Annotated in this window: 16 protein-coding genes; all 16 read left to right on the top strand. The window is 68.7% G+C overall.

Features of this window, described 5'->3' with window-relative positions; all coding sequences use genetic code 11:
- Positions 1 to 14: 14 nt before the first annotated feature.
- Positions 15 to 980 carry an ROK family protein gene (locus IFSED24_RS10425; RefSeq protein ID WP_491331402.1) on the top strand — a complete coding sequence of 322 codons (966 nt, stop codon included), beginning with the start codon at positions 15 to 17 and terminating at the stop codon, positions 978 to 980.
- The gene (locus IFSED24_RS10420) at positions 977 to 4912 is read left to right on the top strand and encodes a putative LPS assembly protein LptD (RefSeq protein ID WP_491331401.1); all 3936 of its coding nucleotides are present in this window, start codon (positions 977 to 979) and stop codon (positions 4910 to 4912) included. Before IFSED24_RS10425 ends, IFSED24_RS10420 begins: the two co-directional genes overlap by 4 nt.
- 99 nt (positions 4913 to 5011) lie before the next feature.
- On the top strand, positions 5012 to 5323 hold the full coding sequence (locus tag IFSED24_RS10415; protein WP_491331400.1) for an HU family DNA-binding protein: 312 nt from the start codon (positions 5012 to 5014) through the stop codon (positions 5321 to 5323).
- Positions 5324 to 5518: 195 nt separating this feature from the next.
- Positions 5519 to 5707, top strand: a complete 189-nt coding sequence (locus tag IFSED24_RS10410) for a hypothetical protein (protein WP_491331399.1) — start codon at positions 5519 to 5521, stop codon at positions 5705 to 5707.
- A 72-nt stretch (positions 5708 to 5779) separates the two neighbouring features.
- Positions 5780 to 6913: a multiheme c-type cytochrome gene (locus IFSED24_RS10405; RefSeq protein ID WP_491331398.1), complete on the top strand. Its 1134-nt coding sequence runs from the start codon at positions 5780 to 5782 to the stop codon at positions 6911 to 6913.
- Positions 6882 to 7745: a hypothetical protein gene (locus IFSED24_RS10400; RefSeq protein ID WP_491331397.1), complete on the top strand. Its 864-nt coding sequence runs from the start codon at positions 6882 to 6884 to the stop codon at positions 7743 to 7745. Before IFSED24_RS10405 ends, IFSED24_RS10400 begins: the two co-directional genes overlap by 32 nt.
- Positions 7746 to 7791: 46 nt before the next feature.
- On the top strand, positions 7792 to 8601 hold the full coding sequence (locus tag IFSED24_RS10395; RefSeq protein WP_491331396.1) for a 3'-5' exonuclease: 810 nt from the start codon (positions 7792 to 7794) through the stop codon (positions 8599 to 8601).
- A 111-nt stretch (positions 8602 to 8712) separates the two neighbouring features.
- Positions 8713 to 8889, top strand: coding sequence for a hypothetical protein (locus tag IFSED24_RS10390; protein WP_491331395.1), 177 nt, complete (start codon positions 8713 to 8715; stop codon positions 8887 to 8889).
- A gap of 33 nt (positions 8890 to 8922) precedes the next feature.
- Entirely contained in the window at positions 8923 to 9480 is a 558-nt protein-coding gene (locus IFSED24_RS10385) for a hypothetical protein (protein ID WP_491331394.1), read from the top strand.
- Positions 9480 to 10409, top strand: coding sequence for a hypothetical protein (locus IFSED24_RS10380; RefSeq protein WP_491331393.1), 930 nt, complete (start codon positions 9480 to 9482; stop codon positions 10407 to 10409). The genes IFSED24_RS10385 and IFSED24_RS10380 overlap by 1 nt, the downstream gene beginning before the upstream one ends.
- Positions 10410 to 10585: 176 nt before the next feature.
- Positions 10586 to 11620 (top strand): hypothetical protein, encoded by a 1035-nt coding sequence (locus IFSED24_RS10375; protein WP_491331392.1) that lies wholly within the window; start codon positions 10586 to 10588, stop codon positions 11618 to 11620.
- Between the two features lie 83 nt (positions 11621 to 11703).
- On the top strand, positions 11704 to 12780 hold the full coding sequence (locus IFSED24_RS10370) for a sensor histidine kinase (protein ID WP_491331391.1): 1077 nt from the start codon (positions 11704 to 11706) through the stop codon (positions 12778 to 12780).
- A gap of 5 nt (positions 12781 to 12785) precedes the next feature.
- On the top strand, positions 12786 to 13523 hold the full coding sequence (locus IFSED24_RS10365) for an NHL repeat-containing protein (RefSeq protein WP_491331390.1): 738 nt from the start codon (positions 12786 to 12788) through the stop codon (positions 13521 to 13523).
- Positions 13524 to 13724: 201 nt separating this feature from the next.
- Positions 13725 to 14228: a Fur family transcriptional regulator gene (locus IFSED24_RS10360; RefSeq protein WP_491331389.1), complete on the top strand. Its 504-nt coding sequence runs from the start codon at positions 13725 to 13727 to the stop codon at positions 14226 to 14228.
- 100 nt (positions 14229 to 14328) lie between these two features.
- Positions 14329 to 15468, top strand: a complete 1140-nt coding sequence (alr, locus tag IFSED24_RS10355; protein WP_491331388.1) for an alanine racemase — start codon at positions 14329 to 14331, stop codon at positions 15466 to 15468.
- A gap of 2 nt (positions 15469 to 15470) precedes the next feature.
- Positions 15471 to 15914: a tellurite resistance TerB family protein gene (locus IFSED24_RS10350; RefSeq protein ID WP_491331387.1), complete on the top strand. Its 444-nt coding sequence runs from the start codon at positions 15471 to 15473 to the stop codon at positions 15912 to 15914.
- The last annotated feature ends 20 nt before the right edge of the window (positions 15915 to 15934 follow it).

Genomic DNA, 15934 nt, shown 5'->3' with positions numbered 1-15934 from the left:
CCGAGGAGCATCCCGTGACCGAGAACCTCGTGGTCGGAGCCGACGTCGGCGGCACCCTCGTCAAGTACGTGGTGCTCGACGCTGCCGGCCATCAGCGGCGCCGTGGGGACATCCCCACCGACCCCGACGATCCGGTCGGCACCATCGCCCGCCTGGCCGCGACCGTCGCTGGCGGGCTGCCCGACCATATCCGGCTGCACGGGGTAGGGCTGGCCTGCGCCGGCATCGTCGCCAAGGGGACCGGCTTCCTCGGCCGCTCGCCCAACCTGCTCGGCTGGCAGGACAGCGACCTGCGCGGCGCGCTGCGCGAGGCCTTCGGCGCCCTGCCCACGGTCGTGGCCAACGACGTCAACGCCGCCCTCTTTGGCGAGTACCGGCATGGCTCGGGGTGTGGCTGCCGCCACCTGGTCATGATCGCCCTGGGGACGGGGGTGGGCGGTGGCGTGCTGGTGGACGGGACGCTGGTCACCGGTTTCGCCGATGGTGCCGGCGAGATCGGTCACATGACCCTGGAACTGGACGGGGCGCTCTGCACCTGCGGCAACCGGGGCTGCCTCGAGGCTTATTGCGGGAGCGTCGGCCTGGTGCGCCGGGCTCGCGAACTGGCGCAAGATCCCACGGCAAGCGCCGACTGGCGAACCCTGGTCGCGGCCAGGGGCACCGACCTGACGACTCGCGACTGTCACGAGCTGGCCGTGCGCCAGGATCCCACGGCGCTCATGTTCTTCGCCGCCGCCGGCCGCCGGCTGGGGCAGGCCACCGCGAGCCTGATCAACATCCTGGCACCCGACCGCGTGATCATCGGCGGCGGCGTGGCCCAGGCCGGCGACCTCTTCCTGGCTCCTTGCCGTGACATGGTGGCCCGTCACGTCATGAGCGAGGCCGGGCGGGCCACTCCCGTGGTCGCCGCCGAGCTGGGCCCCTTCGCTGCCGCCATGGGTGTCGCAGCCCTGGCTGCGGAAGCGGGAGCCGGTTCTTGACCCCGCCGAGGCGGTGCCGCCCCGGCCGCCGGTCGGTGGGCCTGGCGTGGCTTGCCGTCCTGTTGCTGCTGACGGTGGTGGCCCTGCCGGCCAGCCAGCCCTCGGCGCGCCCCGGCCAGGAGGAACCGCCGCCCGACGATCTGCCACCGCCGGTGGCTCCCCGCGACACCACCGGCCAGGCCCGCCTGCAGTGGCAGGTGTCGCGTCCCCAGCGCCAGGCCTCGCTGGTCACCGCCGAGCGCACGATCTACCGCATCATCGACGGCGAGGCGATCACCTTCTACTACGGCAACTTCTATCTCGACCGCGACACCGTGGTGGTGCGCGCCGATTCGGCCCATGTCTTCCGCGAGCGCAACCTGGCCCGGCTCTTCGACAACGTCCGCATGCGGCACAACGAGACCCGGGTGGCCTGCGACTGGGCCGAGTACCGCCGCGAGGTGGGGGAGGCCGACCTGCGCGGCCACGTGCGCGTGGTCGAGGACCAGACCCTGGCCACCTCGAACCTGGGCGAGATCCGCGACGACCTGCAGCTCATGCGGCTCTTCGAGGACGCGGTGCTCATCGCTCCCGAGTACATCGTGCGCGCCGACACGCTGCTGCGCGACCGCCGGCTGCCCTTCGGCGAGGCCTACGGGCAGGTGCGGATCATGGACCCCGACGGCGGCAGCCTGGTCACCGGCCGCCACGGGCTGTTCGCCGCCGACGGCACCTGGGCCGAGGTGGACCGCGAGCCGGTGCTGGTGACGCGTGAGGAGGGCGGTGAGCCGGTCCATAGCCTCGCCCGGAACATGCGCTTCTACCGCGCCGAGGAACGGGTGGTGATGACCGATTCGGTGCGCATCGCCCAGGGCCATCTGCGGGCGTTCGCCGACACCGCCATCAGCTACGGCAAGGACCGCATGCACCTGCTGGGCCAGCCGCGCCTCGAACAGGGCGATCGCAGCCGCATGTACGGCGACGAGATCGAGTTCTTCTACCGCGACGGGGCGCTCTACCGGGTGATCCTGGTGGGGTCGGCGCGCATGGAGGACACCGAGCCCGACAGCCTGGCTGCGCTCTACCGCGGCCTGCCCGCGCTCGACATCATCGAGGGCGACAGCATCACGGTCCACTTCCGCGACGGGGAGATCCGGCGCACCGACGTGGTGGGGCAGGCCCACAGCATCTACGTGCCGCTCGACGGCGAGGACGAGGTGGCGTTCAACGAGGTGCAGGGCGACACCATGGTCCTGCGCTTCCAGGAGCAGAAGGTGCGCGAGGTCGAGGTGCGGGGGCGCATGTCCGGCACCTACAGCTTCGCCAAGCTGGCCGCCATGCGCGGTGAGCTGGTGCGGCCCGATTCGGCCACCGTGGACAGCCTGCGCGCGGTGGCCGACAGCCTGGTGGCGGCGGGGCAGTTCGACGTGCTCGACAGCCTGGCCACGGTGATCGCCGACTCGCTGGCCGGCGAGCAGGCCGCGCTCACGGCCGCCCGGGCGGCCGTCGACTCGTTGACCGCCGGCGCGGCCGGAGACCTGGCTGCCGTCCCCGATACCCTCGAATTCACGCCTCATGCCGAGAAGGTCACCTATTCGGGGCACTCGGTACTCTTCGATCTGGCGGACAAGACCATCGCCATCTCGCGCGAGTCGATGATCAAATACGGCACCATGACGCTCGGAGCCCACGACATCATCCTGGACACCGAGAGCCGCGAGCTCTACGCCGACGGCGACCCCATCCTCGAGGACTCGGAGACCATCGTCGGCAAGCAGATGGGCTACGATTTCGGCCACAAGACCGGCGCGGTGCGCCACGGCGTGACCACCTTCGACGGCTACTACTACGTGGGCGACCGGATCCAACGGTATCCCGACGGGAGCCTGAAGATCTGCTCGGGCCGCATGACCAGCTGCGACGCCAAGGAGCCCCATTACCACTTCTGGGGCAACCGCATGAAGATGCGGCTGGGCGACAAGGTGGTGGCCGCACCCCTCGTCATGAGGGTGGGCAACGTGCCGGTGTTCGCGCTGCCGTTCTTCTTCAAGTCGCTCAAGGAGGGCCGCCGGTCGGGCATCCTCTTTCCCAACTTCAATTTCGGCTGGTCCGAGCGCGAGGGCCGCTACATCCGCGACCTGGGCTACTTCTGGGCCACCAACGACTACACCGATTTTACCTTCGAGATCGACTACAACGAGCGCCGCGAGCTGGCCTGGCGCGTGGCCAACCGCTACGTCAAGCGCTACGCGTTCACCGGCGGCTTCGTCTACAGCGCGCTGCGCAGCCTCGACGAGACCGAGGACCTCAAGCAGTGGCAGCTGCGCTGGAACCACGACCAGCCCACGCTCTTCGACGACTACAAGTTCCGCGCGAACGTCGACATGGCGAGCACCGAGCTGACGCGCAACGACCTCAGCCGCAACACCGGCCGCGACATCATCAACGGCCAGCTCAACTCCAAGGTCTACGTCAGCCGCAACTGGCAGTGGGGCGGCGGTAGCGTCAACGCCGAGCGGACCGAGTACACCAACGCCCGCGACGACGACTTCACCACCGACAACCAGATCTACAACATGACCCTGCCTTCGCTCTCGTTGAACTTCAAGCAGATCACGTTGGGGCCCGAACTCGGGCCGGGGCGTAAGGGCAGCTTCCTGGGCGACATGGGGCGCAACACCTACTTCACGCAGCGCTACAGCATGTCCAACGCCCAGAGCGAGACCGAGCAATCCCAGACCAAGAAATACGCCGCCAGCGGCAACTGGGGCCTGACGGTGCGGCCGCCGCGGATCGGGATCCTCAACGTGAACTTCGGCGCCTCCAGCGCCTGGTCCTGGAGCCGCACCGAGCTCGACGGCTACGACTACGCCTTCGCCGATTCCGATTCGGTCTACTATCGCGAGGACATCAGCGACGTGACCGAGGCCTCGCGGCCGACCCTGTCGCTGAACGGCGGGGTCACTTCCACGCTCTACGGCCTCTTCCCGGTGAAGCTGGGCCCGCTGCAGGCCATCCGTCACACGCTGCAGCTGTCGGCCAGCGCCTCGTACCGCCCCCAGCTCGGCAGCAAGCAGGACCGCAGCCACAGCTACTCGTTCCGCGTGGGCAACCGCTTCGACGTGAAGTATCTGGGCCGCGACCAGGGTGATTCGACCGTGGTCAAGAAGCTGGACGGCCTGGTCGACTGGGGCCTGACCACCAACTACCAGCCCGACGCCACCAGGCAGTGGGGCAACATCGCCAGCAACCTGACCTTCAAACCGGGCCGCAGCCGCAACCTGAGCTTCAAGATGTCCAACAACATCGACCCCTATCAATGGAAGGTGCTCAGCACGCGCTTCAATTACGGATTCGGCTTCAATGGCCGCTTCGACACCGGCTTCGTGGGCATCTCACGCGAGGAGCAGCGCAACGAGGCCATCGACATGCTGGGACCGATGGTCACGGTGGCCGACACCCTCGGCGCGGCCGCCGACAGCCTCGCGGCCAACGATCCCTTCTACCAGATGGACCAGGAGCAACAGGGTTTCTACGGCGGCAGCGAGCTCGGCATGGGCGGCGAGCAGCGCCGGCAGGACGCCCGCGACGACACCGGCGGCGGCCGCTTCATCCCCTGGAATCTGGGGGGATCCTTCTCGCTCAACCACAATGCCGACAGCGATCAGCTGACCACGCGCGCCAGCCTCAACGTCACAACCCAGCTCACGCGTGACTGGAACTTCCGTTACACCGCATCGTTCGACCTCGAGACTGGCACCACCACGCGCCAGGAGTACCGGCTGCAGCGGGACCTGCATTGCTGGCGCCTAGAGTTCACCCGTACCGTGGCCACGACGAACAGCGAGTTCGGGTTCCGCTTCTACCTCAAGGCCATCCCCGAGCTCAAGCTCACCAGGGGTCGCGAGGATCTCCTCGGCTCGGCCTCCGGACTCGGCGGTCTCCTCCAGTAGCACGGTCGCCACACGCGAAAAACCTGTCCTGGCGGGGTTTTTTCGTTGACACGACGGGGCTGCATGCGGCCCAATGGGGTCAAGAAAGGGGGTGAGTGCATGAACAAGAGCGAACTGATCGAAGCCCTGCTCAAGAAGACTGATCTATCCAAGCGGCAGGCGAACGATGTCCTCAATGCGTTGTTTTCCACGAGCGACGACAAGAAGAAGACGGGCATCATCGCTGCGGAAGTGGCCAAGGGAGAGAAGGTCACCCTGACCGGATTCGGGACCTTCGAGCGGCGTGCCCGCAAGGCGCGTCAGGGCCGTAACCCTCAGACCGGCGAGACCATCAAGATCGCCGCGGCCAAGTACCCGGCTTTCATGGCCGGCAAGGCCTTCAAGGACCGCGTGCATACCAAGAAGAAGTAGATCGTGCTCTCGCGTGGACGGTCCCGGGGCCGGGGTTTTTCTCCCCGGCCCTTTCTTGGCGGATCCCGGGGGTCCTTGATTGGCGGAAAAAAGCGGGATATAATACCAGGTCTGGGAGTATAAGCCCCCGGACATCGTCGCCTCGTTCCGCCGCCGCCTCGTGGCGCGGCTTTGTCGTTTGCGAGAGGTTTCAGTATGCAGTCGAAATGCCGGCTCGTGGCCAGGAACATGCCTGGTCTTCTCGCCCTGGCGTGTCTGCTGGGCACCGCGTTCGTGCTGACCGCGTCCCGCCCCAGCCTGGCCCAGGGCAGCGATGAGGCCTGGACACCGATCACGGTGGTCTACACCAGCGATATCAAGGGCCAGATCGAACCCTGTGGGTGAAAGACCAAGCGTCGCGGCGGGTTGGCCCGGAGGGCCACCTTTTTCAACGAGGTCTGGAACGAGGGTCCCACCATGCTGGTGCTCGACGGGGGCGATCTGCTCGGCAACCGCAACCGGCGGGACATGCTGCAGACCGATTTCCTGATCGAGCAGACCGAGGGCTTCGGCTACGACGCCATCGGCCTCGGCGAGCGGGACCTCAACTACGGCTGGGAATACCTGCAGGAGAAGATCGAGAAGCACCATCTGCCCTTCACTAGCGCCAACGTGCGCAACGCCGAGACCGGAGAACTGCTGCTGCCCGAGTATCTCATCGTCGAGAAGGCGGGGCTGCGCTTCGGTATCTGCAGCGTCATGGATCCGGGGCAGAAGATCATCAGCATGTCGGCCCGCGACATCGAGTACGAGGTGGCCGACCCGCTGGCCACGCTGCGCGAACTGATCCCGCGCCTGCGCGAGCGCTGCGATACGGTGGTCCTCCTGAGCCACCTCAGCGATCGGCCGACCCAGGCCCTGCTGGGCGAGCTGCAGGGCGTGGACATCTGCGTGCTGGGCCATGCCTACAAGTCGTTCAACCGCGAACGGATCGTCGACGACGTGCTCATGCTCTCGGCGGTCCCCGAGGGACGGGTGATCGGCCGGGCGGATCTTTACATCGCGCCCAGCGATGGCCGGGTGATGTCGGTCCAGGTGGCGATCACTTCGCTCGACGAGGAGGTCGACGACGACCCGACCATGCTCGCGGCGGTGGAGACCTTCAAGAAGGACATCGAGGAGCGGAGGGTGGCCATGCGGGCGGAGTACCCGCGCGATCTCGGCTCGCCCGATGAGATGTTCCTCGGCCAGAACAACTGCAAGTCCTGCCACACCGAGATCTACCAGCAGTGGCGGCAGACCCAGCATTCACGGTCCTTCGTCGTCCTGCGCGCCAAGAACATGCAGTTCGAGCCCGAGTGCCTGGCCTGCCACACCACGGGCTACCGTCATCACAACGGCTACGACGAGCAGACCCGGACCAGCCTGAGCAACGTGCAGTGCGAGGCCTGTCACGGCTACGGCACCGAGCATGCGCGTGACGGGAACATGCTCGAGGTGGCGCGCGAATCGTGCACCGTCTGCCACGACAACCAGAAGCGGCCCTGCTTCGATCACAACGAGGATCCCGAGTTCGAGTATGCGACGTACTGGGAAAAGATCGCTCACTGAGTTCCAGGGGCGGAACGGCCGATCCGGCGGCCGGCGGCACTGGCCGCCGGCCGTTCTCTTGGCGGCGGTCCTGGTGCTCGCCGCCTGGCCAGCCCGGGCGCTCGACTTCTTCACGCTCTGGCAACGGCCCGAGCTGCCCTTGAACCTGGTAGCCGGCCAGCGCGCCGACTACCGGCGTCAGGCCATGGCGGCGGGCCGGCGCACCGATGACCTGCTGCGCATCCAGTGCCTGGGCCAGGACGATCAGGGACGCTGGATCCTCGAGGTGCTGCCCCTGGGCGAGGTGGATGGCGGACGACTGCTACCATTGCCTGGCGAGGGCCTGCGCCTGGTGTTGAACCCGTCGTTCGCCGCTCGTGAAGGTGGGCTCCTGGACGCCGTGCACGAGGTCACGCTCTGGCGCGAGGGCGAGGTCCGCCAGCTCGCTCGTGGCGAATGGCGGCGCGATCCGCTGGTGACCGCCTCGTTCAGCGGCGAGTTCGCTCCCGACATGGTCGAGGAGCAGGGGGCCACGGTCCGGGTGATCGATGGCCACGAACTCGCGTGCCGTCAGCTGGTCTTCGCCGCCGCCGACACGCAGGTCGCCCAGCTCCCCACGGGACGGATGATCCAGGCCTCCAGCCAGGAGGTGTCGGCCGCGGTCCATCCCCACATCCCCCTGCTGGGGCTGGCCTACGCCACCGAGCGGATCCGGGCCGAATCACGACTCGACCCGCCCAGCGATCGATTCTCACCGCCTCCACCGCAGGTCCGGGTGGAGATCCTCGAATGTGTGGGCTTTGGCGACGATGCCCGGGCAGTCCTGGGTGCGCCCCCCCACCGCATCGATTGATGCCGAACCACTGCCGTGGTATAATGGAGCCATGCCGAATAACGAATTGAACGAACTCCGGGACCAGGCCCATCGCTTCCTGCTCGAGGTCGATCACCCGGTCGAGACACAACGCATCGCCCGCCGGCTCTTCGGCCCCCGTCGTCACGAGATGCCCGAGGCCCACGTCGTCGTGCGCTCGCTGCTGGAGGCCGATCCGCGCTTCATCCGGACCCATTGCCGCCGCTGGTCCGCGCGCTGGGCGCCGCACCTGCAGCAGGATTGCAGCACGGTGCCCTTCGCCGTGGTCGACCTGGAGACCACCGGCAGCGTGATCGGGGTCGACGAGATCATGGAGATCGGCATGGTGCGCGTGGAGGGGGGCCGCATCGTCGACCGGTTCACCACCCGCCTCTACACCCAGCGCGAGATCCCGCCCTGGGTGGCCCGCCTCACCGGACTCAGCGATGCCGATCTCGCCGACGCCCCGGACCTGGGCGAGGTGGCGCCGCGCGTCCTGGATCTCCTCGACGGTGCGGTGTTCGTGGCGCACGACATCCGCTTCGACATGCCGTTCCTGCGCTGGGAACTCATGCGCCGCGACCTCGATTTCCCCTGCCAGACGGGGATCTGCACGCTCCAGCTCTCGCGGGCGCTGTGGCCCGACCAGCCCAGCCACAGCCTGAGCGAGCTCACCGCCAGCATGGCGCTGACGCACGACCAGCCCCACCGCGCCGGCAGCGATGCCGAGGCGGCGGCTGAGATCCTGATGCGGGCGCTGGAGTCGGCCAGCCTGCAGGGGCGTCGGTCGCTGGGCGAGCTGCTGGAGCTGGACGGTTCCGAGGCGGGGGCCGTGCGCCGCAGCGCACAGTCCTGATTTCCCCAGCCAGAATTGTACCAGTCGGCTTGACGTGGGCGGGTGTATCTTCTAAGATGCCCCGAGTGCGCGATTTGCGTGACCGGCCCCCGCGCTCAAGGAGGAGTGCCCATGAAAGTCAAGGAAGACGACGTCCTGGTTCGGGATCCCAACTACGTGAAGTACGAACGATTGCTGCACCAGGCCGAGGCCGAGGGGCGCATCGATGGTCCCTATAGTTGCCTGGTCTGCGGGATGCGGTTTCGCGACAAGACAGATGCCGAGGCCTGCTGCAGGGCAGCCAACTGACCACGGGCTCGACAGGCCCGATCCGGGTGAAGCGTGAAGATCAACCAGTACTGCTCGGTCTGCAAGAAGCACCTGGACATGGAGGTCATCCCCACCGATGACGGTGGGGACGATGGGGTGATCTGGCTGCGCTGTCCGGAATGCCAGGGTTTCCTGCCCAAGTTCTCGGGCGAAGGCCTGAAGAAGGAGCCCTCGCCCGAGGCCGAGCCCGCGACCGGGGTGGCGGGCGAGCCGCCGGCCAGTTCCCCCAAGACTGCTGAGCGAGAACCTGCCGGAGTCCAGGCACCCGAGGTGCCTGCCCGCGATGACGAGGACGAGGTTGCTCCGGAGGACGCGGACGAGGCGGCGCCGGAGCCCGAACCGGTCGGCGAGTATGCTGCCCTGCTCGCCGAGGCCGACACCTCGCGGGCCCGCCCCTATCGTTCGACGCTGGAGTATGCCGTGGGCGATGTGATCCATCACCTGGCCTACGGCGACGTGGGCATCGTGGTGGACAAGGTCGCGTTGCCCGGGGGGCGCCGGGCGGTGAAGGTCTACTTCGAGGAGACCGGCGTGGTGCATCTCATCGAGCAGGAATCCGGCGGCCGCTGATGCCTCAGCGATCCGCCATGATCATCGCCTGCCTCGCCTTGCTCGCCAGCGCGAGCCTCTCGCTTCCCGCCCGGGCCCAGGTCCATCATCTCGATGAGATGCCGTGGTATACCGCTGCCGACAGCCTGTCCCGGCGGGGGATGGCCATCGGGTGGGACCACCTGCGCGAGGACGATGTGGGCTGGCGGAGCGATCGACTGTCGCTCGCCCTGCATCTGCCCGTGGGAGAGCACGGCGTGTTCTGGGTCCACGCCGACTTCTGGCGTCTGGATACGGGCGACTTGCCGGTTCTGCAGCGCTGGCCGCAGTTGCGGGTCGAGGAGGATGGCGGGACTCCGGAAGGCTGGCCCGGCGAATCCCAGATCGCCGGTTTCGGTCGACCCGAACTGGGGATCATGTTCCCGCTCCGCTTGCCGCTCGCCGGCCGCGGCCATCTCGGCCTGCTCGCCGGATTGCCCGTCGGCAAGGACGAGCTCTACCCGGTGTCGGCGGCCTCGCTGCCGCTGCGCGTGGACTGGCGCCGGTCGCTCCCCCTGGCCGCGCGCCTCTACGGTGCGGTGCGGGTCGGCTTCGAGCACACCTTCGATTCCGGCAAGGACTACCTGCAGGGGGCGGCGTTTCCCGACGGCTGGCGTTTCGGCGTGGAACTGGGCACCGATGCCAGGCAGCGCCGCGGCGTGGCCCTGGCCTGGTCCGCCCGGGAACTCAACCAGGGGCATCACCTGCGACGGGCTCGCCTGACCGGCTGGATCCCGCTCCGCGAGAATCATCTCCTGGAATTGAACGTGATCCGTGACCTCGGCGGCCGGGCCGATCGCTACGCCACCTGGGTGTTCGGGTTGTCCTGGCGGCTCGCCGGCTTGCCGAGCGACGAGTCGATCGAGGACGGGGCCCGCGGGCAAAATGCGAGGCCCGGCGGCCGGCCTTAGCGCTGCTCCCACCTTCCGCGTCGTTCCTCATGATGTCCCGTGGTCCGTCCGGGCGACCGCAAGCGTCGCGTGCTTCCAGGGACCACCCCGCCGGGGGGCGCATGGCATGCGGCTTGATTGATCCTCCCGCAAAGAGCTTGGGATTTCGCGAACGGCAACACGAGGCGACCACACGGATGACGCAGATCCTGATCGGTGGAGACCAGAACCAGGGACGCCAGCTGCACCGCTGGCTCCAGACCTGGGGCCTGCGGGCCGCGGCGCTGGACCCGCAACAGCACCCGGCCGGCGTGCCCTGCGGTTGCGCCCGGGCCGTGCTGTACGCCTGCGGGCCCGCGGCACCGCCCTTGCCGGATTCGCCGACCTCCACGGCCATGGCGGCTCCGTTGCTGTTGATCGGCAGCGTATCGGATCACCGGCTGCTCGACGCGGCCTGGTCGCGCATCGCCGACCCCGGGCCCGGCGGCGAGACCCTGGCCTCGGCCCTGCGGCCCTGCCTCGAGGCGTGCCACGGCAGCGAGCTGACCGAGGCCGGCTTCCGCGACTTCCTGAACCACGAATTGCGCACACCCCTGACGGCCGCCGGCACCGCTCTGCAGACGCTGGCCCTGCAAGTGGAGCGAGCCGGCGGCCAGTCGCTCGATCTGATCGACATCGCCCTGCGCAACATCCGTCGTCTCGAGCGGACCGTGGACTGGGCTTGCGACTACGTGGCCGAGGATTCCCAGCACAACGATTCGCAACCGGTCGAAGCTTTTCCCCTCACCGATCTGCTGCAGGATCTCGACGATCTGGACACCAGCCTGCCCCTGGACTGGTCTACCGGCAGCGGTCGCTGGGACGCGCCGGTGGCCCTGGACCGTTCGCGCTGGCGCCGGCTGCTCCGGCAGGTCCTGCAGGCGCTGGCCTATCACACCGGAAGCACGCCTGCCCGTCTGGAACTGCAGGCTGTCAGCCACGACGACACCGAGGTGCCCTCGGGGCTGCTGCTCACCTTCACGCTGGCCGCCGGCACCCCGGATAGCCGGGTCCGGCGGACCGGCGGCGATGACGAGGCCGACCAGCTGCGACGCCTGCTGGCCTTCACGGTCAGTCCCGAGCTCTCGCGCCGGCTGGATCTGCGCTTCGATGTTGCCCGGCTCGGCAACCGCCTCCGGCTGCGGATCATGGTGCCGCTGCCGCATCCGGCCGAGACCTTGCTCGCCGTCTGACCTTGCTGGACGCCGGCTGCCGCCGATGATACCCTGCCTGCGGGCCGGTTCGCCGCCGGCCCGTTGCGCAAGGAGCGATTCCGGTGACGCCCTCTCGGTCCGACTTCGCCTTTCTCGCCCACGACCTCAACCAGCTGCTCTGGGCCATCCAGGGCCGGGCTGAGGCCCTGGCCTCGCGTCTGACGGGCGAGTCGGCGGCCAGCGCGGCGGCCATCGCCGAGGACGCGGCGGCAGCGGCGGCCATGCTGGCCGGAGCCGAGGACACCGGGGCGACGGCCGACTCGCTGGCCGTGCTCACCCAGGCCTGGCGACAGACCCGCGACCGCGAGCGGGCGCGAGGAACCGATCCCGGGCGCTGGCGTCTGACCGGTCCCGAGGAATCCCTGCCGGTGGCCATGCCGGACGCGAGTCTGCGGCGGATCCTGGGCAACCTGCTCGCCAACGCCGTGGAGGCCATGCCCACCGGCGGCGAGGTGGTGTGCACGTCGCAGGCCGCAGGCGGCCAGATCCGGCTGTCGATCCGCGATGAGGGACCGGGCATCCCAGCCGAGCTGCAGCCCCGGCTCTTCACGCCGGGAGCCACCTCGGGCAAGGCGTCCGGTCGGGGGCTGGGTCTGGCCGGAGCGCGCCAGCTGGCGCGTCGTCATGGCGGCGACCTCGGACTGGTTCCGACCGGCACCGGCGCCTGCTTCGTGCTCGAACTGCCGCTGGCGCGGGCCGGATCGACCGCGGCGGTAGCCCGCACGGCACCGCAGCCGGCGCCCGCCCCACTGCGGATCCTGGCCGTGGACGACGAGGCGCCGGTACGCGACATGCTGCAGGAATTGCTCGCGGTGGAGGGGCACCAGCCGGTGCTGGCCTCGGACCACGACTCCGCCCTGGCGCTTTTCACGCCCGGCGACTACGATGCGGCGCTGATCGATCTCGGCCTGCCCGGACGCTCGGGCGCGCAACTTGCAGCCGAGCTGCGCGAGCGCGACCCGGCACTCGCCCTGGTGGTGATCACCGGCTGGGGTCGCGAGAAGGAACTGAGCGGGCTCGATCCGGCGCTCGTGGACCTGACCGGAACCAAGCCCCTGGACCTGGCGCAACTGCGCCGGGTGCTGACCACTGCTGCGGCGCTCACGGCCGAACGCCGTGAGCCTCGAGACGAGGAGTGATCCCGGTGCGTTCGACCATGCTCGCCATCCTGCTGATCCTCGCCACCCTGCCTGTTCACGCGGAGCTGAACGTGGCCGAGGTGGACAGTCTGCCCCTGCCTGCCGGCCAGGTCACCGGCCTGACCTGGGCCGGCGCCGACACCCTGGCGCTGCTGCTCGCGGTCACCGACAGTCTGGCTCTCGACGAGGGCCGTGCCGCCCAGATGTTCCTGGTGGTGGGCGACACCAGCGGTACCGTCTTCTGGCAGGAGGACTTCACCGGGGTGCTCTCGCGGGGGTTGGCCTGGGACGGCGAGTTCCTCTGGAGCTGCGGCGACGACACCGAGGGCGGGTCGCTGCTCTACAAGATCAAGGCCGATACGGTGCGGGTGGAGGAGGTCTTCCCGGCGCCCGGACACCGGCCCATGGCGCTGGCCTACGACGGCCAATGGCTGTGGGTCACCGATCGCGACAACGGTCGCCTTGACCGCATCGACCCCAAGGACGGCAACCTGACCCGCTCGGTGGGCGCTCCCGGTTTCTCGCCGGTGGGCCTGGCCTGGGACGGCCAGGCCATGTGGCTGACCGATGCGGGAACCGGCCGGCTGACCAGGCTGCGGGGCAACCGCCTCCAGCGCCGGGACGAGGTGTCCGCCGACGACTGGTTCGTCCGCGACGCCGATGTCCTGCTCGGCCACGACGGGCGGAGCCTCTGGTTCCTGATGCCCGGCGAGTCCTACCTGCGGCGGCTCATCCTGGAATGACGTCGATTTGAATTGTCAGGGTTGCGGGAACCCTACGCCCAAGGTAGGGTTTCAGTGTTTCTGAACGCTGAGATCCGTTTCCTTGTCGACGCCGGGGGCCCTTGCGGCCGTGGTGGGGTGTGAGTAGATAGTCAATAGCGGATTTCCGTTATCATGAATGCAGCGGAGCCGGAGGCTCCTTTTCAAAGAGCGAGGTCGAGCATGGCAGTCGTCGAGAACAAGTCCCTGGCGGACGATCAGTTCGTCAAGGAGAAGGAAGCGGCCTTCCTGGAGTTCATCCAGGCCAAGGGCCTGAAGACCACACGCCAGCGCAGCACCATCGTGCAGGTATTCTTCCGTCTGCGCGGACATATCTCCGTGGAGGAGCTGCTGCGTGAGGTCAAGCAAGTGAATCCCAAGATCGGTTATGCCACGGTCTATCGGACCCTGCACCTGCTGGTGGAGAGCGGTCTGGTGGAGGAGCGTCGTTTCGGCGACGGTCTGGCGCGCTACGAGGGACGCAACGAGGTGGAACACCACGACCACATGATCTGCCTCGAGTGCGGCAAGATCCGCGAGTTCTCCAACCCCCGCCTGCTGCAGATCCAGGAACAGCTGGCCGAGGAGAACGGGTTCAAGATCTTCCGCCACCGGCTCGAACTCTACGGGGCCTGCGAGGACCCTGCCGAGTGCAAGCGCAACCAGACCATGAAGGGCGAGGCCTAGGCCATCGCCTGTCCGTCAGCGGAGCTAAGGCGCGGGGCCGCCCCCACGAGGGGTGCCCCGCGCCTTGACACTGACCCGCCCCCTGCCGACAATCCCCCGCATGACTGAACACGCGCACACTCCCTGGCTGCAGATCACGGTGGACACCGCCGCTCTCTCCGCCAACCTCGGCGAGTTCCGCCGGCTCGTCCGCCCGCCCGCGCGGCTGATGCCCATCGTCAAGGCCGACGGATACGGTCATGGTATCGAGCTGGCGGCCCGGGCGTTCCTCGCCGGCGGTGCCGACTGGCTCGGCGTGCACTCGGTGGCCGAGGCCGAGTGTCTGCGCGGTGTGGGGATCGATGTTCCCGTCCTTGTCCTCGGGCCGGCCACGGCCGCCGAGGCGGCGCTGGCGGCGCGCCTGGGCTGCGACCTCACGGTGGGCTCGCTGGCGGCGCTGCACGCGGTGGTCGCCGCCGGGTCTGGTCGCGTGCATCTGAAGGTGGAGACCGGGGTGAACCGGCAGGGCCTCGTGGAGGACGAGCTGCCTGCGGCGCTCGACCTGCTCGCCAGCGCCCCGTCCGTGGAGCTGGTGGGGCTGTCCAGTCATTTCGCGGACATCGAGGACACCACCGACCATGGATTCGCGCGACGCCAGCGCGAACGCTTCGAGGCCTGGCTGGCCAGTCTCGCCACCGCCGGCCATGGCGACCTCCTGCGCCACATGAGCTGCAGCGCCGCGGCGCTGCTCTGGCCCGACGCCCACCGCGACCTGGTGCGCGTGGGCATCTCGGCCTATGGTGTCTGGCCGAGCCGCGAGACGCTGGTGGCGGCGCGCCACGCCAACCGCGACGAGATCGTGCTGCGGCCGGCGCTCACCTGGCAGGTCCGCATCGCGCAGGTACGGGACGTTCCCGCCGGACAGACCGTGGGCTACGGCCGCACCTGGCTGGCCCCGGTGGACAGCCGCATCGCGGTGCTGCCGGTGGGCTACGCCGACGGCTACCCGCGGGCGCTCTCGGGCCGGGCCCACGTCCTGGTCCGGGGCCAGCGTGCGCCGCTGTGCGGTCGGATCTGCATGAACCTCTGCATGGTGGACGTGACCCGCATCGTGGGCGTGGCGGCGGGCGACGAGGCCGTGCTGCTGGGACGACAGGGCGACGACGCCATCGCCGTCGAGCAGCTGGCCGACTGGCTCGGCACCATCGCCTACGAGATCCTGACCCTGCCGGGTGCGACCTGGCATCGCCGAAAGGCCTGAACGTGCTGGACAAGTTCCTGAACTGGTTCGAGGAAGAGAAGGACGAGGAGGCTGCGAGCCAGGGCGGCGTCGAGCGCGCGGTCTGCCTGCTGCTGGTGGCCGCGGCCCGCGCCGACGGCGAGTTCCAGCCGGCGGAGGCGCGCGAAATCGCGGGCCTGGTGAGCCGCCAGTTCCACCTGCCCCCCGAGGAGACCGCCGAGCTGGTGACCATGGCCGCGGCGGAGGACCAGAACGATCTCTTCGCGCCGGCCCGCTTGCTGAACGAGCGGTTCTCCCGCGCGCGCCGCCACCAGATCCTGGAGCTGATGTGGCGCGTGGTCTACAGCGATGGCCGGCTCGAGGCCCACGAGGACGCGCTGATGCACCGGGTCGCCAAGCTCCTCGATGTTCCCCATGGCGACCTCATCGCCATCAAGCTGGCGGCGCGTAAACCCAGCGCTGATTAGTATTTATCAAGGAATCGTGA

It is taken from the genome of Candidatus Latescibacter sp. IFSED24, from assembly GCF_058273205.1.
This window is presented reverse-complemented; position numbering and strand designations above follow the sequence as displayed.